Source organism: Streptococcus mitis (genome assembly GCF_047464035.1).
GTDB classification, from domain to species: domain Bacteria; phylum Bacillota; class Bacilli; order Lactobacillales; family Streptococcaceae; genus Streptococcus; species Streptococcus mitis_DX.
In genome coordinates this window covers 1-24747 of record NZ_JASHCQ010000018.1, presented here as the reverse complement: position 1 = coordinate 24747, position 24747 = coordinate 1, and the positions used below count along the sequence as shown (strand labels likewise).

General features: G+C 37.0%; 23 protein-coding genes and 1 pseudogene. 7 read left to right on the top strand and 17 right to left on the bottom strand.

Annotated features, from left to right (window positions below; translation table 11 throughout):
• Positions 1-85: 85 nt before the first annotated feature.
• From hpf to QM818_RS06525, 3 genes are all read right to left on the bottom strand, one after another.
• The gene (gene hpf, locus QM818_RS06535) at positions 86-634 is read right to left on the bottom strand and encodes a ribosome hibernation-promoting factor, HPF/YfiA family (RefSeq protein WP_004255322.1); all 549 of its coding nucleotides are present in this window, start codon (positions 632-634) and stop codon (positions 86-88) included.
• Between the two features lie 79 nt (positions 635-713).
• Positions 714-1376 (bottom strand): ComF family protein, encoded by a 663-nt coding sequence (locus QM818_RS06530; protein WP_004255321.1) that lies wholly within the window; start codon positions 1374-1376, stop codon positions 714-716.
• Positions 1373-2671, bottom strand: coding sequence for an ATP-dependent helicase ComFA (locus QM818_RS06525; protein WP_004255320.1), 1299 nt, complete (start codon positions 2669-2671; stop codon positions 1373-1375). Before QM818_RS06525 ends, QM818_RS06530 begins: the two co-directional genes overlap by 4 nt.
• A 56-nt stretch (positions 2672-2727) precedes the next feature.
• Here QM818_RS06525 and QM818_RS06520 point away from each other — a divergent pair, with 56 nt between their 5' ends.
• The 3 genes and pseudogenes from QM818_RS06520 (at position 2728) to cysK (ending at position 4542) form a co-directional block, all read left to right on the top strand.
• Positions 2728-3363 (top strand): YigZ family protein, encoded by a 636-nt coding sequence (locus tag QM818_RS06520; RefSeq protein WP_000395748.1) that lies wholly within the window; start codon positions 2728-2730, stop codon positions 3361-3363.
• Positions 3364-3378: 15 nt separating this feature from the next.
• Positions 3379-3474, top strand: a pseudogene (locus QM818_RS06515) (PH domain-containing protein); the annotation flags it as partial.
• Positions 3475-3615: 141 nt separating this feature from the next.
• Entirely contained in the window at positions 3616-4542 is a 927-nt protein-coding gene (gene cysK / locus QM818_RS06510; protein ID WP_000029884.1) for a cysteine synthase A, read from the top strand.
• Between the two features lie 121 nt (positions 4543-4663).
• Here cysK and tsf read toward each other — a convergent pair whose 3' ends face one another.
• The 12 genes from tsf to yfmF form a co-directional block, all read right to left on the bottom strand.
• Positions 4664-5704, bottom strand: coding sequence for a translation elongation factor Ts (tsf, locus tag QM818_RS06505; protein ID WP_023936278.1), 1041 nt, complete (start codon positions 5702-5704; stop codon positions 4664-4666).
• A gap of 78 nt (positions 5705-5782) precedes the next feature.
• On the bottom strand, positions 5783-6562 hold the full coding sequence (rpsB, locus tag QM818_RS06500; protein ID WP_000268459.1) for a 30S ribosomal protein S2: 780 nt from the start codon (positions 6560-6562) through the stop codon (positions 5783-5785).
• A gap of 231 nt (positions 6563-6793) precedes the next feature.
• A complete protein-coding gene (gene pcsB, locus QM818_RS06495) occupies positions 6794-8011 on the bottom strand; it encodes a peptidoglycan hydrolase PcsB (protein WP_414300055.1) in 1218 nt (405 codons plus the stop codon).
• Positions 8012-8104: 93 nt separating this feature from the next.
• A complete protein-coding gene (mreD, locus tag QM818_RS06490; RefSeq protein WP_001249446.1) occupies positions 8105-8599 on the bottom strand; it encodes a rod shape-determining protein MreD in 495 nt (164 codons plus the stop codon).
• Positions 8599-9417: a rod shape-determining protein MreC gene (gene mreC, locus QM818_RS06485; RefSeq protein WP_001078994.1), complete on the bottom strand. Its 819-nt coding sequence runs from the start codon at positions 9415-9417 to the stop codon at positions 8599-8601. The genes mreD and mreC overlap by 1 nt, the downstream gene beginning before the upstream one ends.
• A gap of 58 nt (positions 9418-9475) precedes the next feature.
• Positions 9476-10270, bottom strand: a complete 795-nt coding sequence (locus QM818_RS06480; protein ID WP_414300054.1) for an energy-coupling factor transporter transmembrane component T family protein — start codon at positions 10268-10270, stop codon at positions 9476-9478.
• Positions 10263-11102, bottom strand: a complete 840-nt coding sequence (locus QM818_RS06475) for an energy-coupling factor transporter ATPase (RefSeq protein WP_049499102.1) — start codon at positions 11100-11102, stop codon at positions 10263-10265. The genes QM818_RS06480 and QM818_RS06475 overlap by 8 nt, the downstream gene beginning before the upstream one ends.
• Positions 11087-11914: an energy-coupling factor ABC transporter ATP-binding protein gene (locus tag QM818_RS06470; protein WP_414300053.1), complete on the bottom strand. Its 828-nt coding sequence runs from the start codon at positions 11912-11914 to the stop codon at positions 11087-11089. The genes QM818_RS06475 and QM818_RS06470 overlap by 16 nt, the downstream gene beginning before the upstream one ends.
• On the bottom strand, positions 11911-12456 hold the full coding sequence (pgsA, locus tag QM818_RS06465) for a CDP-diacylglycerol--glycerol-3-phosphate 3-phosphatidyltransferase (protein WP_000712122.1): 546 nt from the start codon (positions 12454-12456) through the stop codon (positions 11911-11913). The genes QM818_RS06470 and pgsA overlap by 4 nt, the downstream gene beginning before the upstream one ends.
• Positions 12457-12466: 10 nt before the next feature.
• Positions 12467-13294 (bottom strand): cytoskeleton protein RodZ, encoded by an 828-nt coding sequence (gene rodZ, locus QM818_RS06460; protein WP_020902620.1) that lies wholly within the window; start codon positions 13292-13294, stop codon positions 12467-12469.
• A gap of 38 nt (positions 13295-13332) precedes the next feature.
• Entirely contained in the window at positions 13333-14619 is a 1287-nt protein-coding gene (gene yfmH / locus QM818_RS06455) for an EF-P 5-aminopentanol modification-associated protein YfmH (protein ID WP_414300052.1), read from the bottom strand.
• Positions 14616-15866 (bottom strand): EF-P 5-aminopentanol modification-associated protein YfmF, encoded by a 1251-nt coding sequence (gene yfmF / locus QM818_RS06450; protein ID WP_033687615.1) that lies wholly within the window; start codon positions 15864-15866, stop codon positions 14616-14618. Before yfmF ends, yfmH begins: the two co-directional genes overlap by 4 nt.
• A gap of 158 nt (positions 15867-16024) precedes the next feature.
• Here yfmF and yaaA point away from each other — a divergent pair, with 158 nt between their 5' ends.
• Both yaaA and recF read left to right on the top strand, forming a co-directional pair.
• Positions 16025-16393, top strand: coding sequence for a S4 domain-containing protein YaaA (gene yaaA / locus QM818_RS06445; RefSeq protein ID WP_033687616.1), 369 nt, complete (start codon positions 16025-16027; stop codon positions 16391-16393).
• A gap of 2 nt (positions 16394-16395) precedes the next feature.
• Positions 16396-17493: a DNA replication/repair protein RecF gene (gene recF / locus QM818_RS06440; RefSeq protein WP_414300051.1), complete on the top strand. Its 1098-nt coding sequence runs from the start codon at positions 16396-16398 to the stop codon at positions 17491-17493.
• A 51-nt stretch (positions 17494-17544) separates the two neighbouring features.
• Here the strand turns inward: recF and guaB are convergent, their stop codons facing one another.
• Both guaB and trpS read right to left on the bottom strand, forming a co-directional pair.
• Positions 17545-19023, bottom strand: coding sequence for an IMP dehydrogenase (guaB, locus tag QM818_RS06435; RefSeq protein ID WP_000073418.1), 1479 nt, complete (start codon positions 19021-19023; stop codon positions 17545-17547).
• A 151-nt stretch (positions 19024-19174) separates the two neighbouring features.
• Positions 19175-20200: a tryptophan--tRNA ligase gene (gene trpS, locus QM818_RS06430; protein ID WP_223330580.1), complete on the bottom strand. Its 1026-nt coding sequence runs from the start codon at positions 20198-20200 to the stop codon at positions 19175-19177.
• 205 nt (positions 20201-20405) lie between these two features.
• Between trpS and QM818_RS06425 the strand changes: the two genes are divergently transcribed.
• Together QM818_RS06425 and QM818_RS06420 are read left to right on the top strand one after the other, a co-directional pair.
• A complete protein-coding gene (locus QM818_RS06425) occupies positions 20406-22028 on the top strand; it encodes an ATP-binding cassette domain-containing protein (protein WP_261081226.1) in 1623 nt (540 codons plus the stop codon).
• Between the two features lie 59 nt (positions 22029-22087).
• Entirely contained in the window at positions 22088-24667 is a 2580-nt protein-coding gene (locus tag QM818_RS06420; protein ID WP_414300050.1) for a YfhO family protein, read from the top strand.
• The last annotated feature ends 80 nt before the right edge of the window (positions 24668-24747 follow it).

The window sequence follows — 24747 nt, the reverse complement described above, 5'->3', positions numbered from 1 at the left end:
TTTTAAAAGTGTAATCAGTAATTCTATCAATTATAAGAAAAAGGAGGTTTACAATTTAGTAAACCTTCCTTTACACATATTGAAATTAAGATTCTTTAACTTCTAACAAGCCAATCTCGCCATCTTCACGACGATAAATCACATTGGTTGTCTGATCTTCAACATCCACATAGATAAAGAAATCATGTCCCAACAAATCCATCTGTAGAATAGCTTCTTCCAAATCCATTGGTTTTAAATCAATTTGTTTTGAACGAACAACTCTAGATTGGACAACATTTGTATCTTCCACCAAAGCATCTGTAAATAATTGACTAGTTGCTACCTTGTTTTTATTTTTACGCTCGATTTTTGTTTTATTTTTACGAATCTGACGTTCAATTTTATCGGTTACAAGGTCAATTGAACCATACATATCTTGAGACACATCTTCTGCACGAAGAGTAATTGAACCAAGCGGAATCGTCACCTCCACTTTAGCCGTTTTTTCACGATACACCTTCAAGTTTACTCGAGCATCCAACTCTTGTTCAGCTTGAAAATACTTTTCGATCTTTTCGAGTTTAGAAACTACATAATCACGAATTGCTTCTGTTACTTCTAGGTTTTCACCACGGATACTATATTTAATCATATGAGTACCTTCTTTCTAAACATTTTTGTTTTTCTGATTTCATTATAACGCTTTCATTTTATTTTTGCAAATTTTTTCCTCATCTTACAAGGGAAAATGTTTTTACATCCTCAGCACCAGCTTCTTCCAACAGCTTCTTCACACGATTTATAGTTGTTCCAGTAGTATAAATGTCATCTATAAGTAGGATTTTTTTAGGAATAGTGACTCCCCTTTTAATAAAGAAAGGAAGTTCTGTCCCCAAGCGTTCTGAACGATTTTTGGAAGAACTGGCCCGCTCTTCTCTCTTCTCTAGTAAGTCTTGCAAAGAGAACTCTGCTGCTTCAACTAAACCTTCAACCTGGTTAAATCCCCTCTCGAGCAATCTTTCAGGACTTAGGGGAATTACAACAAATTGATACTCTTTGTACTTTTTTAACTCCTCACTTAAAACTGAAGCAAAAACTTTTCTTAAAAGGAAGTCTCCATCAAACTTATACCGACTGAAAAAATCCTTCATAGCTTGATTGTAAGTAAAAATCGCTCTATGACTGACTTCAACTTCTTCTTTACACCAAAATTGACAATCTTGACACTTTGTTGACAAACCTGTTTTCATACAGTTTGGGCAGTTTTCTTCTCCAATCCTCTCAAAAGTAGAGTCACAGTCTGAACAAAGACAAGAGTCATCATTCTTCAGAAGTAAGAGACTACTAAAAGTTAAAACAGCCTTCATAGTCTGCCCACATAATAAGCACTTCATAGCCCCGCCTCCTTATTCATCTGCTGAATTTCCTTAATTGCCTTTTTGATTGAAGCATTTAACCCGTCATGGAAGAAAAGCAAATCTCCTGTCGGTCTGTCCATACTCCGACCGACACGTCCTCCAATCTGTATTAAACTAGACTTGGTAAACAGACGATGATTGGCCTCTACTACGAAAACGTCAACACAAGGGAAGGTAACTCCACGCTCCAATATCGTCGTACTGATAAGTATTGTCAGTTCTCTATCTCGAAAAGCTTGTACCTGCTCTAATCGATTTTCTGTGATAGAAGATACAAAGCCAATTTTCTCATTTGGAAATTGCTCCTGTATGATTTCTTTTAACTGTTCCCCTTTCTTAATCTCTGAAGCAAAAATGAGTAACGGATAACCTGTCTTTCTCTGCTTCTCAATATAAGACTTTAGCTTTGGTGACAACCGACTTTTCTCTAAACAGTGATTAAAATCGGATAACCAGACAGGTTTAGGAATAATCAAAGGATTTCCATGAAATCGTCTTGGCAAACTCAATCGTTTTAATTCTCCGATGCGAACCTTCCTATCTAACTCATCGGTAGAAGTTGCTGTTAAAAAGATTCTCAAGCCATTCTCCTTTACACTATTCTTGACAGCATGGTAAAGCATAGGATTGTCAACATAAGGAAAGGCATCTACTTCATCCACTATCAGTAAATCAAAAGCTTGATAAAACTTCAATAACTGATGGGTCGTCGCAACAACTAGTGGTGTTCGAAAATACGGCTCTGATTCTCCATGTAGGAGGGCTATCTCACAAGCAAAATCCTTTTGCAGGCGCTTATACAGCTCCAAACAAACGTCTATGCGAGGACTGGCCAAACACACTGCACCACCCGCATTGATCACTTTAGCTACTACTTGATAAATCATTTCTGTCTTTCCAGCTCCTGTTACAGCGTGAACCAAGCTTGGCTCTTGCTTGTCTACCGCTTGAAGCAGTCCCTGTGATACCTTATCTTGAAAAGGGGTTAATTGACCACGCCATTTAAGAACATCTTGCTTCGGAAAATCCTCCTGTGGGAAATAGTATAAAGATTGATCACTCCTGACTCGCTTCATCAGTAAACACTCCCTACAATAGTAAGTACCGATGGGCAAATACCATTCTTCTAGAATAGTACTATTACAACGTTGACAGAAAAGTTTCCCTTTCTCCTTTCTCATTGCTGGAAGTTTCTCCGCCAACTGACGTTCCTCTTCTGTTAATTCATTCTCAGTAAACAAGCGACCGAGATAATTTGGATTTACTTTCATACTTCTTTATTCGTAAAAACCTAGCGCTTTAAATGATTTTTTAGTACAATTAAATCATGGAATTTAGAACAATTAAAGAGGACGGACAAGTCCAAGAAGAAATCAAAAAATCCCGCTTTATCTGTCATGCCAAGCGTGTTTATAGCGAAGAAGAGGCTCGTGACTTCATTACTGCCATCAAGAAAGAGCACTACAAAGCTACTCATAACTGCTCTGCCTTCATTATTGGGGAACGTAGTGGAATCAAACGGACAAGTGATGATGGTGAGCCCAGTGGGACTGCTGGCGTTCCCATGCTTGGGGTACTAGAAAATCACAATCTTACTAATGTCTGTGTGGTAGTGACACGCTACTTTGGTGGCATTAAACTAGGCGCTGGAGGATTGATTCGTGCTTACGCTGGCAGTGTTGCCTTAGCTGTCAAAGAAATTGGCATCATTGAAATAAAGGAACAGGCTGGCATTGCTATTCAAATGTCTTACGCTCAGTACCAAGAGTACAGTAACTTCCTTAAGGAATATAATCTCATGGAACTGGATACAAACTTTACAGATCAAGTCGATACGATGATTTATGTTGATAAAGAAGAAAAAGAAACTATTAAAGCTGCACTTGTAGAGTTTTTTAATGGAAAAGTCACTTTAACTGATCAAGGTTTACGAGAAGTTGAAGTTCCTGTAAACTTAGTGTAAACAAAGGAGAAAAATATGGCATTTGGTAAATTCATTCAAGGACTCGCTGGTAACTTTAGCGAGCAAAACAAAGAAACTCTTATCAAAGAATATGGACAATATCTACTAGAATTAGCCTATCACAATCGCTTAAAAATTAATGGCTTAGACTTGTGATATAAAAAAATCCTATCGCTTCGATAGGATTTCTATATTTTACAAATGGTATAGATAGCGTTATACTAGAAATATCTTATACAAAGAGGTATCCATATGTCTATTTATAACAACATTACTGAATTAATCGGTCAAACTCCGATTGTTAAACTCAACAATATCGTACCAGAAGGGGCTGCGGACGTCTATGTAAAGCTTGAAGCATTCAACCCTGGTTCTTCTGTAAAAGATCGTATTGCTCTTAGCATGATTGAAAAAGCTGAACAAGACGGTATTCTGAAACCAGGTTCTACAATTGTTGAAGCAACAAGTGGAAACACTGGTATTGGACTTTCATGGGTAGGTGCTGCTAAAGGATATAAAGTCGTCATCGTTATGCCTGAAACTATGAGTGTAGAACGACGTAAGATTATCCAAGCTTATGGTGCTGAACTCGTCCTAACTCCTGGTAGTGAGGGAATGAAAGGCGCTATTGCTAAGGCTCAAGAAATCGCTGCTGAACGTGATGGTTTCCTTCCTCTTCAATTTGACAATCCAGCTAATCCAGAAGTACACGAAAGAACAACAGGAGCTGAAATACTAGCTGCTTTCGGTAAAGATGGACTAGATGCCTTTGTTGCTGGAGTTGGTACCGGTGGAACAATTTCTGGTGTTTCTCATGCACTCAAATCAGCAAATTCAAACATTCAAGTTTATGCAGTGGAAGCTGATGAATCTGCTATTCTATCTGGTGAAAAACCTGGTCCTCACAAAATTCAAGGTATATCAGCTGGATTTATTCCTGATACACTGGATACAAATGCTTATGATGGTATCGTTCGTGTAACATCAGATGATGCTCTTGCACTCGGACGTGAAATTGGTGGAAAAGAAGGCTTTCTTGTAGGGATTTCCTCAGCTGCAGCTATCTACGGAGCCATCGAGGTTGCCAAAAAATTAGGTACAGGTAAAAAAGTCCTTGCTCTAGCACCAGATAACGGTGAACGTTATCTCTCTACAGCACTCTATGAATTTGAAGTTTAGTCTCCTAAATACAATTGGCCCTTATTATAGGGCTTTTTGTTTTTACCTTGAAAATAGGAAGCTCTCCCTATAGGGATCGACTGCATAGAAAAAAGGAAGCAAATTTACTTCCTTTCTATAATTAGTTATTCAAGGCTGCTGCCATTGTAGCTGCAACTTCAGCTTCAAAGTCGTTTGCAGCTTTCTCAATACCTTCACCAACTTCAAAGCGAGCGAACTCAACTACTGAAGCGTTAACTGATTCAAGATATGCTTCAACTGTCTTGCTGTCATCCATGATGTAAACTTGTGCAAGAAGTGTGTAAGCTTGGTCAACTTTAGTGTTGTCAAGCATGAAGCGATCCATTTTACCTGGGATGATTTTGTCCCAGATTTTTTCTGGTTTGCCTTCTGCAGCCAACTCAGCTTTGATGTCAGCTTCAGCTTGAGCAATCACTTCATCAGTCAATTGAGCTTTTGATCCATACTTCAAGTGTGGAAGAGCTGGTTTGTTAACCATTGCACGGCTTTCGTTATCTTGGTCGATAACGTGGTTCAATTGTGCCAACTCATCTTTAACAAATTGCTCATCCAATTCTTTGTATGAAAGAACTGTTGGTTTCATCGCTGCGATGTGCATTGAAATTTGTTTAGCAAGTGCTTCGTCTCCACCTTCGATTACAGAGATAACACCGATACGTCCACCGTTGTGTTGGTATGCTCCGAAGTGTTGTGCATCTGTTTTTTCAATCAAAGCAAAGCGACGGAATGAGATTTTTTCTCCGATAGTTGCTGTTGCAGATACGTATGCAGCTTCAAGAGTTTCACCTGAAGGCATTGTCAAAGCAAGAGCTTCTTCGTTGTTAGCTGGTTTTCCTTCAACGATTGCTTTAGCTGTTGCGTTTACCAACTCAACAAATTGAGCGTTTTTCGCAACGAAGTCAGTTTCAGCATTTACTTCAACAACTGCTGCAATGTTACCGTCAACATAAACACCAGTCAAACCTTCTGCAGCAACACGGTCAGCTTTCTTAGCTGCCTTAGCCATACCTTTTTCACGAAGCAATTCAATCGCTTTTTCGATGTCACCGTCTGTTTCTACAAGCGCTTTTTTAGCGTCCATAACACCGGCACCAGATTTTTCACGCAACTCTTTTACAAGTTTAGCTGTAATTTCTGCCATTTTGATTCTCCTATATTTTTTAAAAATAGGAGAGCCGGGCTAAGCCCCGCCCTCCTAGGTAATTACTATTTATATGAATTAAGCGTTGTCGCCTTCTACAACTTCAACGATTTCTTCAATTGAATCTGCTTGAGCTTCAGAAGCTGCAAATTCTGCTTCAACTGCTGCTGCATCTTCACCTTGACGTCCTTCGATGATAGCGTCAGCTAATTTAGCTGTGATCAATTTAACAGCGCGGATAGCATCATCGTTAGCTGGGATGATTACATCGATATCATCTGGATCAGTGTTTGTGTCAACCATCGCTACAACTGGGATTCCCAATTTCTTAGCTTCTTTAACAGCGATTTGCTCTTTATGTGGGTCAACTACGTACATAACATCTGGGATACGAGGCATATCTTCGATACCACCCAAGAATTTTTCAAGACGTGCACGTTGTTTGTTAAGAAGTGCAACTTCTTTCTTAGGAAGAACTTCGAAAGTTCCATCTTCTTCCATACGTTTGATTTCTTTCAAACGAGCGATACGTTTTTGGATTGTTCCCCAGTTTGTAAGAGTTCCACCCAACCAACGGTGGTTGATGAAGTATTGACCTGAACGTACTGCTTCTTCAGCAACTGCATCAGCCGCTTGTTTCTTAGTACCAACAAACAATACAACTGCATCATTAGCTGCTGCATCACGCATGAAATCGTAAGCTTGGTCAGCGTATTTTACAGTTTGTTGCAAGTCGATAACGTGAATTCCGTTACGCTCTGTAAAGATGTATTTAGCCATCTTAGGGTTCCAGCGACGAGTTTGGTGACCAAAGTGTACACCAGCCTCAAGAAGTTGTTTCATTGAAATTACTGCCATGAGTATTTCTCCTTTTTGTTTTTTTCCTCTTCTTGACTTCAACTCGCAAAACGACCCAAAGGCAACTGTTTCACAATTCATCAAGAATGAGTATTATCGTTCACACGACAAGTTTCATTCTACCATACTTTTCCAATATTTTCAAGTGATTTTAGTAGATTTTTAAAGTAAGTTAACTATATAAATATAAATCATAAAAGAGACTCAAATCGAGCCTCTTCGTTTCATTCATTAGTTTGGATAGATGTATGTTACAAAACCTTCTGAAGTTGTAGTAGGATTGAACCAACCACGTTTATTTCCGATTGTACGGTTTCCACCATAGTTTGATTCAGATACTTGGATACTTGTTGATGATGAAACAGCTGTAACCACGGCTACGTGTCCATATCCACCATCATTCCAACATGCAATGGCACCAACTTGAGGTGTAGATCCTGTGCGGAATCCTGCAGCAGCTGCACTTGTAGCCCACTGTGCTCCATTACCCCAGTAATCTCCAGCCCAAGGTGCTAATGTTTTAGCTCCCCATGTACACTCACCAGTTGGATAACTTGAAGCATTTGTACTGTATGTTGGGCGATGTTTTACTGGTGCAGGAGTGTAGCTTGTTGATTCTGTTGAAGCACTGCTTGAAGATGATTCAGAAGAACTAGATACTGCTTGAACTTGTGCAGTGAAAGTTGTATTCCCAGAAGCAACAACTGTTTGTTGTTGACTTGCCTGTTTAGCTTTGTAGGCTGCTTCTGCTTCTGCAGCTGCTTTAGCTTCTGCTTCCGCTGCAGCTTTTTTCTCAAGTAAACTTGCTTTTTCATCCTCTGCAGTAGCCTTTTCAGCAGCAAGATTCAATTCTGCAGCTTTCAACTCAGCTTGTTTTGTAGTTAATGATTGAGCATCATCAGCTAGTTTTTGCTGATTTGCAATAACTGTATTAATTGCATCATTGTTTGCTACTTGTTTTTCAGAAATAGCTTTTTTATCTGCTTTTTGTTGTTCCAACATCTTGTTGTTTGCAGATACGATTTCACTCATTGCAGCAACACGTGAAATAGCTTCTGTAATTGATTTTGAGTTTACAATTGTATTGATGTAATTTGTTGCAGCTCCATTTGTTTGAGCACTACGAGCTTGTTTTTGTAATGAATCATTGCGAGATACAATATTCTTAGAAAGTTCTGTAATTTCACCCTCAAGCTTTTTAGATTCTGCTTGTAGTCTATCATTTTCAGATTGCAAGTTTGATTGCTCTGTTTGAATAGCAGATACTTGCTCCTGAACTTGATCAACTTGTTTTTGTGCTTCTTGTTGTTGTGCTGTTAAGTTACTAATTTTATTATCTTGAGCAGCAATTTTGTCATCAGTAGTTTCTGCATGCGCAGTTGTTAAAACAGCTACTTGAGAAACCATTACTGTACTTAATAAAAGTGACGCTAAGATTTTTTTCTTCATATTACGTAGATACTCCTTCTTTTAAAGACATTACTAGTATACCAAAAAAAGGCCTAATGAATATTACGCCTTTGTTACATTTTTATTTCTTTCTTATAGGTAAAATTTTTCAAAAATAAACTGAAAGATAATCATCCATATAAGGTTCAAAATCATTGATGGTACTAAACTATAGACTATAAATAAAGACATACTATCCACAGTTAAACCTACCACTAATGCAAGTATATAAGCTCCCATCTCAAATAGAAAAGTCATGACAATAATTGCCAACATTCTCGTCCAACGATTCAATAAAATAACACTATTAAATTTATGGAGAAATACTCCCAACAAGACGAACAACAAAGTCGCAATCCCTATCAAGTGGAAAAAGTAAATGTCATAAACCAAACCCACTACAAAACAATAAGCTAAATAGAGATACTCTGATACTTCTATCGTCTCAAATAAGAGAAATAAAAACAGAAAATGACTAGCCAAATGTACATGGGGGAAAAATGAGCCCAGAAGCTGGCTAATATGGGCGTCAATTAGAACAAAGAAAGGAAGCAATAAAAACACTCCAACCCGCTTCAACTGTCTCATTATGAATTCCCCACTAATTCTATCACATCCACATTATGAGTATCTGCACTTAATTTAACAGTTACTTCTCGTGTCAAGTAGTCCGTACTATGCGTTGTGGCAACCACTTCACCAACAGGAATATCAGCAACGTTAAAGTTTCCTAATCCACCAGTGGTCACCTTATCTCCTGCACTAATATCGCTACTACTATTTAATTGACTAATTTTTAGAACTTCATTTTCCTTGTCATAGCCAACAATAATTCCATAAATTGTAGTAGAACCATGTTGAATTTTAACAGAAATCTTATCAGCATTTTCCGTATTTGTCAGAAGGTTGACCATGGTAGAGTTCTCCTCTACTTTTGAGACACTCCCAATCAAGCCACCATTTGCAATTGCTAACATATTCTCAGAAGCCCCTTTTGATTTGCCTGCATCTAAGGTCAACTCCTGCTTCCAAGATACCGGAGATCGCATAATAACATCTGCTGCCAAAGTCTTTGTAGCTTGCAATTTGGACTTCATATCAAGCAATTGGCGCAGTTGTTCATTTTCCATCTTTAAACTTTCCGCCTCATTTGATTTAACTTCTAATTGGTAAATCTGTTTCTTCAAACTTTCATTTTCATTATAAGTGCGTGTCAAATGAGCCAAATCTGATTTGACAGAATCAAACCACTGAAAAGGTTTTTGCACAACCCTATCAACCACTGAGATTCCATCTCCTAATCTTGTCACAATTGTACTTGAATAAGTCGTCGCTAAGAGAGCTGACACAAGCAGAACAGTGACAAAAACAATAATGACATATTTTGATTTTTTAAAACGGTTCATATCCCTACCTTTATATCAAAAACTGTTACAGTAACTTTTTATCAATTCCTGAAAGCTACTAAGATTTTAAGAAAAATAAGCAACAACCAAGTATGATAATAACAAGAATGGTCAGCGTATCCTTTCGAGTCCATTTCAATTGTCGATATTGACTTCTGCCTTTTCCACCCTGATAACCACGCGCTTCCATTGCGATAGCCAAGGAATCCGCACGTTTTAAACTTGTCGCAAAAAGAGGAATCAAAATGGGAATCATAGCCTTCACCTTTTGAACAATACTTCCTTCTCCAAAATCCACTCCACGCGCTTTCTGTGCATTCATAATCCGCGTCGTATCATCCATCAAGGTTGGGACAAAACGCAAACTCATAGACAGCATCAATCCAATTTCATGAACTGGAACTTTCATACTCTTTAAAGGTGCTAATAGAGCTTCGACAGCTGATGCCAAACTTAAGGGCATGGTCGTTAAGGTTAACAAAGTTGAAAAGAAAATAATCAATACAAAGCGACAAAAGATAATTCCAGCTTGTTGCAAAGCATAATCCGTAATTCTCACAAACGAAAACTCAAATAAAACATTCCCATTAGAAATGAAAAACAGTTGAAAAATAGTTGTGAAGGCAATCAAGAAAAACATAGACTTCAAGCCCTGAATAAAAAATGAAAGAGATACTCCTGACAAAGCAATAAATATCCCTGTCGCTATAAAAAGAATTAGATTCGTCAAGGGATTATTAGCCCAAAAAACGATCAAAATCAGTAGCATCATAGCCAGTAATTTGCTGCGTGGATCCAATCGGTGAACTATCGAATCCCCTGGGATATAACGCCCAAAAATCATACTATCCATTTAGCGACTCCTTGAACTCCTCTATCTTAATCGGTAATCGTTTAAATGACACGCCTCTATCAGCCAATCGTTTACAAAAGGATGTAATTTTAGGTACTCCCAACTGCACTTCTTCCATAAAGACAACATCTTGAAAGACATCACTTGGTTTACCACCCTTAACTAAACGTCCCTTTTCCATCACATAGACTTGATTTGCATATTCAGCAACATCATCCATCAAATGCGTTACCAAAACAATGGTCATCCCTGACTGGTGGAGTTTTTTGAATAAATTCATCAGCTCTTTTCTTCCCAGGGGATCTAGGCCTGCTGTGGGCTCATCTAAGACTAATATGGCTGGTTCCATGGCAAGTATGCCTGCAATGGCCACACGTCTCATTTGTCCACCTGATAGCTCAAACGGACTGCGATCAAAAAGTGATTCATCAATTCCAACCAGAGCCAGTTTCTCACGCGCAATCTGCTCCGCATCTTCTTCAGAAACTCCAAAATTTTGCGGTCCAAAAGCAACATCTTTCAAAACCGTTTCTTCAAAGATCTGATTTTCAGCAAACTGAAATACCAAGCCAACCTGTTTTCTAATTTGACGAATATCTTTGTTTTTAGAAGTCGAGGTGATTAAGGTATCAAAAACTCGTACACTTCCTTGGCTTGGCACCAATAAACCATCTAATAGTTGTAAAATAGTTGATTTGCCGCTACCTGTGTGCCCAATTAAAGCCGTATAAGAACCATCTTCAATCGTCAAGGAAACATCCGACAAAGCTGTTGAAGCTAAGGGAGTTCCTTCTTGATACGTAAAACTCACATTTTCTAGAGCAATTCCCATAGTTTATCCTCTAGCTCACTTTCTGTCAAATAATTTTCAGGCAAATCATAGCCATTCTGGCTCAAAGAATGTTTTAATTGATTAGCAAAAGGATCGTCTAATCCAATTTGATCCAAATCATTTCGAGAGAAAAGCTCCCTTGGACTACTAGTTGATTCAATTGACCCTTTTTTCATGATCAACACACGATCACTCATGGCAACTTCTTCCAAATCATGTGTAATGGAAATGACCGTCATATCATAGTCTTTCCGAATTCCTTTTACTGTCTCAATCAGTTCTCTACGTCCCTCAGGATCCAACATACTCGTTGCTTCATCTAAGATTAAAATAGCTGGTCTTAGGGCTACAACACCTGCAATAGCCACACGTTGCTTTTGGCCACCTGATAGACGCGCTGGCTCTCTCTTTTTAAAGTCCAACATGCCAACCAAATCCAGAGCTTCTTCCACTCTCTTTTTCATTTCTTGACGAGAAAGTCCCTGATTTTCCAAACCAAAGGCAACATCATCTTCAACAGTCGCTCCAACAAATTGATTGTCTGGATTTTGAAAAACCATACCGATTTGACGACGTATATTCCAAACATTTTCCTCAGTCAGCCGTTGGCCATCAATTACAATCTCTCCGGATTCTGCTTCCAGTAAGCCATCAATTAAGCGAACCGTCGTTGATTTACCACTACCATTATGCCCTACAATCGAAAGCCATTCTCCACGTTTCACGTGAAACATAATATCCTTCACATCGTAATATTCCTGACTTTCCTTATAGCGAAAAGAAAGATTTTTTACATCAATTACTGATTTCATTTCGAACCAAATGTCCCTTTAAATACATAGGCACTACCCTTGAAATAATCATAGCCAGAGTAGATAGTGAAAAACAAGGCTACATAAAGTAGAACTTGACCAAGCAAAGTCCAATGTAATAGCAAGAAAATAATGGCAAACATCTGACTAAAAGTTTTAATTTTTCCAGGCATTGCTGCTGCTAAAACTGTTCCACCAGTTTCAACTAATAAAAGTCTTAAACCTGTCACAGCCAACTCACGACAGATAATCACTGCAACAATCCAAGCTGGAGCCATTCCTAACTCAATCAGCATAATAAAAGCCGACATAACTAGTAGCTTATCCGCCATAGGATCTGCAAATTTACCAAAATTACTAACCACATTCCATTTACGAGCTAAATATCCATCTAAATAGTCTGTAATACTGGCAATAGCAAAGATAATAGCTGCTACCATATGACTCTCTATCGAATTTCCTACTGTTAAAATAAAGATAAAAATAGGTATAAAGAGAATTCGACCTATTGTTAAGATATTTGGAATTTGTTCTTTTTTCATTCGTTTTTCCTTAATTTTTAGTAAAGGTTACAGCGATTTTTCCAGTCTGAGCTGTTAATTTCGATAAATCAACAGTCTGATTGTCTACTGTTAAGGCAACACCTTTGACAACACCTAAAGTAATTGTCACAGGATTTTTAGTTGAAACGCTTGTTTCCGCACTTTTATTATCCGGTGATAAAGTCACACCACCCTCAAGATCACTTTCTGAAACACTAACCCAACTTCTAGCATCTGACACTGATAATTGCAATTTTGCAGTTTCCTTGCTCGTTTTATAAGCAACTTCTACTCGATTTCCTTCACCTGATACACTTATAGCAGGTTCTATATTTGAAGAACTACTAGATGAGCTACTGCTTGAAGATGGAGTTACAGAACTAGTCGAACTTATTGCTTGGACTACACTATAACTAGACGCAGACGAACGCTCCGGTTGAGTCTGGAGATAATTCCAAACATAATAAGTCACAAAAATGACAATCGATAGTGCAAAAAGTATAAAATAAAATAAAGGTAAAAATGATGCCTTATTTTTCTTACTTGAACGTCTCCTACCTGTCAACTCGTCTTCATCAACATCTACTTCCTCATAAGTAATCATGCTCCCAGAATCATAAGCATCCAAGACAATTCGCTCATCAAGTTCAACTGCCCACGCATACTTTCTCAAAAAAGAACGAGTATAAAATGGACTAGGCAGTTGATCAAAATCATCAGCTTCCATAGCTTCCAACATATCCAACTGAATTTCTGTTTTTTTGTGTAATTCTTCTAAAGTCAACCCTTGGTTGGTTCTAGCTAAACGTAAAACCTCACCAATTGTTTTTTTCCTCATACTTATCATTCCTTCTTTCTAGTGTCTATTATGATTAGTTAGTATGATGGGAATATTGTAAAATCAACTATATCCCCTTCATCTATTAAGTGATGCCCTGCTTCAAGGACATCCTCTAAAGTAATTTCCTGTAAAATTTTCGGCAAATCAAAGATTGTCTCACCATTTTCAAAAGCATCATATTGCGTTGCAATAAATTCAAGAGAGTTCATGCTACTGAAAAATTCTCCAAACATCTCTCTTTTGATAATATCTAAATGATCCTCTGTAATATCTAAATCCTTTGTAAAATTACGAATGGCCTTCCTAAACTGATGAGATAAAGCAACTGGCTCTTTTGTATCCATTGTCAACATAACAAAATGAAAGCGACTTGTAACTTCAACTTCAAGAGATAAGGAAGCATCTATTTTACCTGATTCATATAGTTTTTGAAAACGATCCGAAGTCCAACCAAACATCATTGCAAATAATAATTTTAATAAAATATGATGTCGATAGCAATCATCCTCAGCAACTTTTCTCCTACCTCTAATCCCAATCGCTAGTTTAGGAGAAGACACTTCCATTCTCATACTGTCTGTTTGCTTTACATCTTTTAAAACAAACTTTTCTCTTGCTACTTCCTGAACATCTAAATCTTTCAGTTCTTTGCTTTCAAAATAGTCCTGTACTTGATCCACATCAAAATTACCAACTAAAAACAGAGACATGTTTACAGGTTTGTAAAACCTTGTAAAATTTTCTTGCAAATTAGTTAGATTGATTTGGGAAATTGACTCCTCACTTCCAACTATATCAGTTGCTAAAGGTGTGCCAGGATACAAATTCGCTAAAGTTGAAAAGAATAAACACGAATCTGGATCATCTTGATACATTTCTCGTTCTTGCTGAATAATATCCTGCTCTCTTAAAATGGAATCTTCAGTAAAATGGACTGATGTTACCAATTCATCAAGTAAGTCTAAATTTTCTAAAAAATGATCCGTTGCTGAAAAAAGATAGTTTGTTTTTGTAAAACTTGTAAAGGCATTGCTATCCGCACCTAGACTCGTAAAAGCTGACATCAAATCGCTAGAATCTTCTCTCTCAAATAATTTATGTTCAAGAAAATGAGCAATTCCCGCAGGATATTCTTTTACATCTCCGTCAACTTCTGTGACAAGCGTATCTAGCGAACCAAACTGGACAGTTACACTCCCGTAAACCTCTTTAAATTCCTTTTTAGGCAAAAGAGCAACTGTCAATCCGTTTGCCAAACGAGTTCGATAAACCATTTCTTTTACAGCTGGATAGTATTTTTCTTCAAAAATAACCTTTGTCATTCTATTCCTTCCATAAAGTAAATCGCTTGTAGTTTCACATTATTAGCTGCTCTACAAATAGCATCTTTATCAACTTGCTCGAGTTTTGCAATCCAACTTTTAAAGTCTGCTGAAGATTTTCCAAGTAAGGCATTTTGATAAGCACGTTCAATCAATGAACCTTGATTATCTTGAGAAAGCAACAAAGATCGACGAATCATTTCCTTGGTCTGCTCTAGCTCAAGTTCTGTAAAATAACCTTTTTTTAAATCAAGCAGTTGATTATTCATCATTTTACGAGCCTGGTTCCGATTTTCTCGATCGATACCAGCATACATCCTCAAGAATCCACTAAATAAATCAAGCTGACTTGAAATAGTATAAGCCAATCCAGCATTTTCACGGACGTTTGTAAAGAGCTTAGAATGAGCAAATCCACCAAGTAAACCATTCATTACAATCATGGGTAAATGTTTCTCATCACCATATTCAGAAGGGCAATGATAACCCAATTCCAAAATGGATTGTCCCACATTTTTCCGAACCATACCTTCCTGAAGGATATTAGAATATGGTTGACAATACTGAACTTTTACATCTCCTTCTCGACCTTTGAAGCCAAATGATTCTAATACATTTTGAATTTCAACCTCATTAAAATCACCTAGGAAAAAGAAATCTATTCGATCATTAGCCAAAAATTCTTGGAAACAAGAATAAGAACTTTGTGGAGTTTCAGCTAAAATACGATTTCGTAAATCACTGTATTCCAATTGGAGACGTTCATCATGAAAAAATAATTTATCTAATTCTTTATGTGCAAAATAAAAAGAATCATCCATATCAGCTGCTAAACTTGCTAGCAATTGTTTTTTCTCAATTTCAAATAAGGCCGGATCAAACCCATTATCAACTACTACGGGGGAAAAAAGAGTTTCTTTTACTAGTTCCAAAACCTGAGAAGTTAGCACATTTTTCCTACTTAAAAACTCATCACGAACATAGGTAAATGTCAATTCTACAATATGACTTTGCCCTCTTCTGAAACAATTGGTTGACATATCTGTACCGTATAGACTGGCTAAATGTATTCTCAAATCTTGAGAAGTGGGATACATCTGATTAGCAGTCTCTAGCATACTCGCACTCAACATGCGACCTGCAATCGTATCGAGGGATAATGGAGTGGTAAAACGCACGGCGATTTTGTTCGTTTTAAACTTTTTTGATTGGATAAAATGTGTTGAAATTCCATGCACTAACTCCATGATTTACCTCCTTATATACAGACTTCTATTATATCACGAAAAACTGAAATTTTCTTGTTCTCTGTAACAGTTTTGAAATAAAAATCGCTTACATTTCTCCCTATTTCTCTCACTATTTTTAGGAAAATATGGTATAATACCAAAGATTGAGGTGAATTATGGAATACAAATTATTTGAAGAATTTATTACCCTCCAAGCACTACTCAAAGAACTTGGAATTACACATAGCGGAGGAGCTATTAAATCATTTCTCTCTGAACATTCTGTTTACTTTAATGGGGAATTAGAAAATCGTCGTGGTAAAAAACTTCGTATTGGTGATAAAATTGACATCCCTGACCTGAATATTGATATCTTGTTGACACAACCTACTTCTGAAGAACAGGATAAATACCAAGATGATAAAGTTGAAAAAGAACGAATCGCTAAACTTGTCAAGGAGATGAATAAGGGAGTAAAAAAAGACGACTCTAAACCTACTTCATCACCAAAAAGCAAACAAGCTCCACGATTCCCTGGTAGATAATCATGTGGCTACAACACCTATCTCTCAAAACTTTTCGTAACTACAAAGAGACGAAAATAGACTTTAATCCTAAATTAAATGTCTTTTTAGGACGCAATGCACAAGGTAAAACAAATATGTTAGAGGCTATCTATTTTTTAGCCTTAACACGCAGTCATCGAACTCGAACAGATAAAAATCTAATTCATTTTGATGAAGAACAACTTCATCTTTCAGGTCTCGTTCAGAAAAAAACTGGATCCATTCCTCTAGAAATCGAACTAACACAAAAAGGCCGTGTGACAAAAGTTAATCATTTAAAACAGGCACGACTTTCAGATTACGTAGGACACATGAATGTTGTCTTATTTGCTCCTGAAGATTTACAACTAATTAAAGGAGCACCTTCGGTTCGACGAAAATTCATTGATATGGAGCTTGGGCAAATTAAGCCAATCTATTTATCAGATTTAACCAATTATAACCATATTCTTAAGCAAAGAAATACCTATTTAAAATCAGCTCAAAAAATAGATGAAACCTTCCTTTCAGTACTAGATGATCAGCTAGTCGATTATGGATGTCGTGTAATTAATCACCGCTTAGATTTTATAAAAAAACTAGAGCATTTTGGCCGTAAGAAACATTTTGAACTTTCTAATCAGATTGAAGAGTTGTCAATATCCTATCAATCTTCTGTAAAGTCAACTGAAAAAGAAGACTTATCAGAATCTTTCAAAATTGCTTTAGAAAAAAGTAGGTCCAGAGATTTATTTAAAAAGAATACTGATGTTGGGCCTCATCGAGATGACATTTCTTTTTATATAAATGGGATGGATGCTAGTTTCGGAAGTCAAGGCCAACATCGTAGTCTCGTCCTCTCGATAAAATTAGCAGAAATCGAATTAATGGAAAGTATTACTACAGAATCTCCGATATTATTACTTGACGATGTCATGAGTGAACTTGACAACACTAGACAGTTAAAATTATTAGAAACGATTTCTCAGTCAATCCAAACCTTTATAACAACAACAAGCTTAGATCATCTTCAAAATTTGCCAGAAAATCTAAGTATCTTCACTATTCAGGATGGTAAAGTTGCTGTAAATGAAAATTGACAACATTGTAAAAGAACTCCTGTTTTTACTGGAGTTCTTTTCATTGTTTTTTTACATAGAATAATTTGGTGCCTCATTAGTAATTTGTACATCGTGAGGGTGGCTTTCCTTCAAACCAGCACCAGACATTTCAATAAATTGAGCATTATCGTGTAGCTCTTTAAGGTTAGCTGCACCACAGTAACCCATACCAGAGCGAATACCTCCAATCATTTGGAAGACAATATCAGCTGCCGCTCCTTTATAAGCAACACGACCTTCAATTCCTTCGGGAACGAGTTTGTTTGCTTCGTTGACAGAGCCTTGGAAGTAACGATCGCTTGAACCTTTCTTCATAGCAGCGATTGATCCCATACCACGGTAAGTTTTGAATTTACGTCCTTGGAAGATTTCAGTTTCGCCTGGAGCTTCATCAGTTCCAGCAAACATAGATCCAAGCATAACAGCATTTCCACCAGCCGCAAGTGCTTTTACAATATCTCCAGAATACTTGATTCCACCGTCAGCAATGATAGTCTTACCATATTCACGCGCAACAGCTGCAGCATCGTAGATAGCTGTTACTTGCGGAACACCAACACCTGCAATCACACGAGTAGTACATATAGAACCTGGTCCAATACCAACCTTGACAACGTCTACACCCGCTTCATAAAGAGCACGGGCACCCTCAGCTGTTGCAATATTTCCAGCAATCAAAGTACGATCTGGGAAGTGAGCACGAATCTCAGCAATTTTACGCAAGACACCTGCAGAATGACCATGTGCAGTATCAATAACAATCGCATCCGCTCCTGCTTCAAAAAGAGCCTCTGCACGTTCAAATGTATCTGAAGTAACACCTACTGCACCTGCAACTAATAGACGACCAAACTCATCTTTAGCAGCATTTGGAAACTCAATAACTTTTTCAATATCTTTGATAGTAATCAAACCAGAAAGACGACCTTCTTCATCTACCAAAGGAAGCTTTTCAATACGGTGTTCTTGAAGAATACTCTCAGCTGTTGCAAGATCTGTACCCACAGGAGCAGTAACAAGATTTTCACTGGTCATATGATTTGAGATTGGTTGGTTATAGTCTGAAATAAAACGAAGATCTCGGTTTGTCAAAATACCAACCAATTTACGATTTTCAAGTGTTTCAACAACTGGAACACCACTAATGCGGTAACGACCCATAAGCTCATCTGCTTCAGCAATTGTATGTTCAGGCGTCAAGAAGAACGGATCAATGATAACTCCATTTTCAGAACGTTTTACCTTACGAACCTCGTCTGCTTGTTGAGCGATTGACATGTTTTTATGGATAACTCCGAGACCGCCTGCACGAGCAATAGCAATGGCCATTTGACTCTCTGTAACTGTGTCCATGGCAGCGGTAATAATTGGGATATTTAAAGTCAAATTATCTGCCAATTTAGTTGTTAAATCTGCATCGTTAGGCAACACATGACTTTCAGCTGGAATAAGCAATACATCATCAAAGGTAAAACCTTTTTTCAAAAATTTAGTGTCCCAATTAGACATTCGAAGTTTCCTCTTTTCTTTCTTTTTGAGCTTGACTCTTTTTATATTGTATCTATCATACCATTCTATAAAAATTTGTCAAATGTTACAGGGGTAAATAAAAAACTATCTTTTCTTCGAGATAGAAATGATAGTTTCTTGTAAAATAAGCCTAGTTAAAGTAATGAAGTCCCATGGCTCCTTTAACCTCAGATAGGGTCTGACCTGCAACTTCACGCGCTCTTTCACTACCTTTTTGAAGCATATTATAAACTTCTCCCATATCCTTAGCAAATTCGATACGGCGCTCACGAATAGGACCCAGTTCACGTTCTAATATTTCAAGTAGATAACGCTTGGTCTTCACATCACCAAGACCACCTCGTTGGTAATGTTCTTTCATGTCAGCAATTTCTTGAGCATCTTCTGGACGACCAAAAACATCTAGATAATGGAAAACCATATTTCCTTCAATTTTACCTGGATCCTCAACGCGGATATGATCTGGATCTGTATACATACTCATTACTTTTTTACGCAAAGTATCCGCATCATCAGCTAAATAAATACCATTATTGAGTGATTTAGACATTTTAGCATTTCCATCTAAACCAGGCAAACGCCCTGCTCTCTCATTTTCTGGATAAATACCTTCCGGTTCTACCAAGATATCACAGTTATATGCATTGTTAAAAGAACGAACAATTTCACGAGTCTGCTCAATCATTGGTTTCTGATCTGTCCCAACAGGAACATAGTTGGCCTTAAAGGCTGTGATGTCAGCTGCTTGTGCAATTGGATAAACCAAAAATCCTGTCGGAATGCTTTCTCCAAATCCCTTCTGAGCAATTTCTGTCTTGACAGTTGGATTGCGCTCCAAACGTGCTAATGACACTAAATTCATATAATACATAGACAACTCAGCTAATTCTGGAATTTGACTTTGAATAAAGATAGTTGATTTACTTGGATCCAATCCAACTGCAAGGTAATCCAAAGCTACATTTCCGATAGACTCTACAATGGTTTGAGGGTCTTTAGCATGATCTGTCAAAGCTTGTTGGTCAGCCAAGAACACAAACATATCATACTTATCCTCTTCCTGTAATAATACTCGATTTTTGAGACTTCCAACATAATGTCCAATATGCAATTTTCCTGTTGGACGGTCTCCTGTTAAAATAATGGGTTTAGTCATTTTGTTCTCCTTCGATATAGTCCCTTCAATTATAGCATTTTTTTAATGAAATAACCGTAATTTATCAAAATAAATCAGCCTTGCTATTTACGGATTTGTGTAAAGTATGCTGTAAATTTAATTTACACAAAATTGACAGATAAAAATTTGAATATTTCCGTATTTTCTAGTAGAATAAATATATTACATATATAGGAGAAAAACATTGCTTACAGTATCTGATGTTTCACTACGTTTTAGTGATCGCAAACTTTTTGATGATGTCAATATCAAATTTACAGAAGGAAATACTTACGGATTGATCGGTGCTAATGGTGCCGGAAAATCAACCTTTTTAAAAATTTTAGCCGGAGATATCGAACCTACTACTGGTCACATCTCTCTTGGTCCAGATGAACGTCTCTCTGTTCTTCGTCAAAATCACTTTGACTATGAAGATGAACGTGCCATCGATGTCGTTATAATGGGAAATGAAAAACTTTATAGCATCATGAAGGAGAAAGATGCTATCTACATGAAGGAAGATTTCTCAGATGAGGATGGAGTGCGTGCTGCCGAACTTGAAGGAGAGTTTGCCGAGCTTGGAGGCTGGGAAGCAGAAAGTGAAGCCTCTCAACTACTTCAAAACCTAAACATTCCAGAAGAATTGCACTATCAAAACATGAGCGAATTGGCCAACGGTGAGAAAGTAAAAGTTCTCCTCGCCAAAGCACTTTTTGGTAAACCTGATGTTCTTCTCTTGGACGAGCCTACCAACGGTTTGGATATCCAATCTATTACTTGGTTAGAAGATTTCTTGATTGACTTTGATAACACAGTTATCGTAGTATCCCACGACCGTCACTTCTTAAACAAAGTATGTACTCACATGGCCGACCTTGACTTTGGAAAAATCAAACTCTATGTCGGAAACTATGACTTCTGGAAGGAATCTTCTGAACTCGCTGCTAAATTGCTAGCAGACCGTAATGCTAAAGCAGAAGAAAAAATTAAGCAATTGCAAGAATTCGTAGCTCGTTTCTCTGCTAATGCTTCTAAATCAAGACAAGCAACATCACGTAAGAAAATGCTTGATAAGATTGAACTTGAAGAAATTGTACCATCTAGTCGTAAATATCCATTTATCAACTTTAAAGCGGAACGTGAGATTGGTAATGATCTCTTGACAGTAGAAAATCTAACTGTAAAGATTGATGGTGAGACTATTTTAGATAATATCAGCTTTATCTTGCGTCCAGGTGATAAGACAGCGCTTATTGGACAAAATGACATCCAAACGACTGCATTAATTCGTGCAATCATGGGGGACATTGACTATGAAGGAACTGTCAAGTGGGGAGTAACTACTAGCCGTTCTTACTTGCCAAAAGATAACTCGGCCGATTTTGCAGGGGGAGAGTCAATCCTTGATTGGTTGCGTCAATTCGCAAGTAAAGAAGAAGATGACAATACTTTCCTACGTGGCTTCCTAGGCCGTATGCTCTTCTCTGGAGATGAGGTTAACAAACCTGTCAACGTCTTGTCAGGGGGAGAAAAAGTTCGTGTCATGCTTTCAAAACTTATGCTCTTGAAATCAAATGTCCTTGTACTTGATGATCCAACCAATCACTTGGACTTGGAATCTATCTCAAGCTTGAACGATGGATTGAAAAACTTTAAAGAATCAATCATCTTTGCCAGCCATGACCACGAGTTTATTCAAACTCTAGCTAACCATATCATTGTCTTATCTAAAAAGGGCGTCATTGACCGTATCGATGAAACTTATGATGAATTCCTAGAGAATGCAGAAGTACAAGCAAAAGTTAAAGAACTTTGGAAAGACTAAAAAAATTCAAAACTCAGTTGGGTTAACCAGCTGAGTTTTCTAACATTTTATGAGGTAACATGAAATTATTTTTTAAAACATATTGGACCTATTTTGTTTCTTTCATCATTCCCATAATCATTATGATAGGAGTATATCTATCTCAAGGTATCTACTGGAATAGCGACAACTCTCCTCTATTAGGAGATGGCTTTCATCAATACGTTATTTTTGATGTAGCCTTACGAAATATCCTACATGGAAATGGTAGTCTGTTTTACACCTTTACAAGTGGCCTTGGATTAAATTTCTATGCCCTATCTAGTTATTACTTGGGTAGTTTCCTTTCACCTCTAGTTTACTTTTTTAATCTAACGAATATGCCAGATGCTGTCTATCTGACAACTCTCTTAAAATTTGGATTGATTGGACTGTCAACTTACTTTAGTTTAAATAAATTATTTCAATCGATTCCTAAGCCTTTAAAACTAGCTTTATCTACTTCCTATGCTCTGATGAGTTTCACTGTCAGTCAATTAGAGATAAAAACCTGGCTAGATGTTTTTATCTTGATTCCTTTAATTATAACTGGTTTACAGCTACTTATCACTGAAAAGAAATTCCTATTGTACTTTACAAATCTGTCAATCTTATTTATCCAAAACTATTATTTTGGCTATATGACAGCATTGTTTCTTATTTTCTGGTATCTCTGCCAAATTTCTTGGGACTTTAAAACTCGAAAATCATCTGTTCTTGATTTTGTTGTGACCTCCTTTTTAGCTGGTATGGCTAGTTTGATTCTGACTCTTCCTACTCTATTTGATTTACAGACACATGGGGAAAAATTAACTGAAATTACAAAGTTTCAAACTGAAAGTAGCTGGTATCTTGATCTCTTTGCTAAACAATTCATTGGTTCCTTTGACACAACAAAGTATGGGGCCATCCCAATGATTTTTGTTGGACTACTTCCCTTTATTTTGACCATTTTATTTTTTACGCTGAAATCTATTAAGTTTCACGTGAAACTTATCTATGCAATCTTCTTTGCATTTCTAATTGCTAGCTTTTATATAGAAGCTCTTGATTTATTTTGGCAAGGCATGCATACTCCAAACATGTTTTTACATCGCTATGCTTGGATTTTCTCTACCTTGTTAATTTACACAGCAGCAGAAGTCTTAAAGCGTCTGAAAGAACTTAAAGTCTGGAATTTTTTAGTTTCGCTTTTTCTTATAGTAACAGGATTTTTAGCTACCATCTATCTAAAATCACATTATTCTTTTTTAACAGATTTGAATATTCTGCTTACTCTTGAATTTTTGGTTGTCTATTCGCTTTTACTCCTTGCAGTTATCAAAAAGTTTATCTCTGTAAATCTATTTGCCATTCTAATCTCTTTATTTATAATGGTTGAAATGAGTTTAAATGCTTCATCTCAAATAGACGGAATTGCTAAAGAATGGGGTTTTGCTTCTCGAAGTTCATATAATCGAGATATCCCAGCTATGGAATCTTTCTCAACATATATTGGAAATCAATTTACTCGTAGTGAGAAACTAGAAACTCAAACAGGAAATGACAGTATGAAATTCAACTACAATGGAATCTCTCAATTTTCATCTGTTCGAAATCGTTCAGCAAGCTCTACTTTGGATAAACTTGGGTTTAAATCCTCTGGGACTAATCTCAATCTACGCTATGCAAATAATAGTATTTTGGCTGATAGTTTATTTGGTATCCAGTACAATATCTCAGACAGTCCTATTGATAAGTATGGTTTTAAAGATATCTATCAAAAAGATAATCTTACCCTATATGAAAATCAATACTCTCTTCCGATTGCATTTGCTAGTCAATCTGTTTACAATGATGTCAAGTTCAATGAACACACTTTGGATAATCAGGCCTCGTTTTTAAATCAACTTGCTAACGTCAATTTTGATTATTTTTCTCCAATACCTTATGACAAAACAGAAAATACTAATGATTTGATTAGTGTCACAAGTTCTTCAACTGAGGATGCAGCAATCCAGTATCAAATTGAAGTGCCAGAAAACAGCCAAGTTTATCTTTCTTTCACAAACCTTCACTTTTCTAATGACAAACAAAAAAAGGTTGACATCCTTGTAAATGGAGAAAAGAAAACTTTTACAACTGATAATGTCTTCTCCTTCTTTAATCTAGGTTATACAAAAGAGACAAAAACTTTCAATATTTATATTAGTTTCCCTGGAAATTCACAAGTATCATTTGAATCTCCTACCTTCTATCGTTTAGATACCCAAACTTTAACTGAGGCAATTCAAAAAATTAAAGAACAGCCTGTAACAGTATCAACTTCTAAAAACAAGGTTTTTGCTACATATGATGTCCAACAAGATACATCTATTTTTTTCACCATTCCTTATGACAAAGGTTGGTCTGCCTACCAAGATGGTAAGAAAATAGAGATTAAACAAGCTCAAACTGGCTTTATGAAAGTTGACGTTCCTAAGGGAAAAGAAATTATTACACTTTCCTTTATTCCCAATGGTTTTATTACTGGATCAATCTGTTCCTTTACTTCACTTTTACTATTTGGAATTTATAATCACAAACGAAAGACATCTAATCATGACCACCCGTCAAACGGGTGGTTTGTCCCAGGGCTATAAGCCCAAATTACCAGCCAGCGCCTAAAGACGCTGGCTTTCACTTTGTTCAAGCCTTATTGCTCTTGACTCGTCACTTGCCT

Excerpts from the sequence above, each read along its gene's own strand:
- QM818_RS06525 (WP_004255320.1), bottom strand. The coding sequence starts at position 2,671 with ATGAAAGTAAATCCAAATTATCTCGGTCGCTTGTTTACTGAGAATGAA.
- QM818_RS06420 (WP_414300050.1), top strand. The coding sequence starts at position 22,088 with ATGAAATTATTTTTTAAAACATATTGGACCTATTTTGTTTCTTTCATC.
- guaB (WP_000073418.1), bottom strand. The coding sequence starts at position 19,023 with ATGTCTAATTGGGACACTAAATTTTTGAAAAAAGGTTTTACCTTTGAT.
- trpS (WP_223330580.1), bottom strand. The coding sequence starts at position 20,200 with ATGACTAAACCCATTATTTTAACAGGAGACCGTCCAACAGGAAAATTG.
- mreC (WP_001078994.1), bottom strand. The coding sequence starts at position 9,417 with ATGAACCGTTTTAAAAAATCAAAATATGTCATTATTGTTTTTGTCACT.
- pgsA (WP_000712122.1), bottom strand. The coding sequence starts at position 12,456 with ATGAAAAAAGAACAAATTCCAAATATCTTAACAATAGGTCGAATTCTC.
- cysK (WP_000029884.1), top strand. The coding sequence starts at position 3,616 with ATGTCTATTTATAACAACATTACTGAATTAATCGGTCAAACTCCGATT.
- yfmF (WP_033687615.1), bottom strand. The coding sequence starts at position 15,866 with ATGGAGTTAGTGCATGGAATTTCAACACATTTTATCCAATCAAAAAAG.
- QM818_RS06530 (WP_004255321.1), bottom strand. The coding sequence starts at position 1,376 with ATGAAGTGCTTATTATGTGGGCAGACTATGAAGGCTGTTTTAACTTTT.
- mreD (WP_001249446.1), bottom strand. The coding sequence starts at position 8,599 with ATGAGACAGTTGAAGCGGGTTGGAGTGTTTTTATTGCTTCCTTTCTTT.
- rpsB (WP_000268459.1), bottom strand. The coding sequence starts at position 6,562 with ATGGCAGTAATTTCAATGAAACAACTTCTTGAGGCTGGTGTACACTTT.
- yfmH (WP_414300052.1), bottom strand. The coding sequence starts at position 14,619 with ATGACAAAGGTTATTTTTGAAGAAAAATACTATCCAGCTGTAAAAGAA.
- yaaA (WP_033687616.1), top strand. The coding sequence starts at position 16,025 with ATGGAATACAAATTATTTGAAGAATTTATTACCCTCCAAGCACTACTC.
- tsf (WP_023936278.1), bottom strand. The coding sequence starts at position 5,704 with ATGGCAGAAATTACAGCTAAACTTGTAAAAGAGTTGCGTGAAAAATCT.
- QM818_RS06470 (WP_414300053.1), bottom strand. The coding sequence starts at position 11,914 with ATGAAATCAGTAATTGATGTAAAAAATCTTTCTTTTCGCTATAAGGAA.
- pcsB (WP_414300055.1), bottom strand. The coding sequence starts at position 8,011 with ATGAAGAAAAAAATCTTAGCGTCACTTTTATTAAGTACAGTAATGGTT.
- recF (WP_414300051.1), top strand. The coding sequence starts at position 16,396 with ATGTGGCTACAACACCTATCTCTCAAAACTTTTCGTAACTACAAAGAG.
- QM818_RS06520 (WP_000395748.1), top strand. The coding sequence starts at position 2,728 with ATGGAATTTAGAACAATTAAAGAGGACGGACAAGTCCAAGAAGAAATC.
- rodZ (WP_020902620.1), bottom strand. The coding sequence starts at position 13,294 with ATGAGGAAAAAAACAATTGGTGAGGTTTTACGTTTAGCTAGAACCAAC.
- QM818_RS06475 (WP_049499102.1), bottom strand. The coding sequence starts at position 11,102 with ATGGGAATTGCTCTAGAAAATGTGAGTTTTACGTATCAAGAAGGAACT.
- hpf (WP_004255322.1), bottom strand. The coding sequence starts at position 634 with ATGATTAAATATAGTATCCGTGGTGAAAACCTAGAAGTAACAGAAGCA.
- QM818_RS06480 (WP_414300054.1), bottom strand. The coding sequence starts at position 10,270 with ATGGATAGTATGATTTTTGGGCGTTATATCCCAGGGGATTCGATAGTT.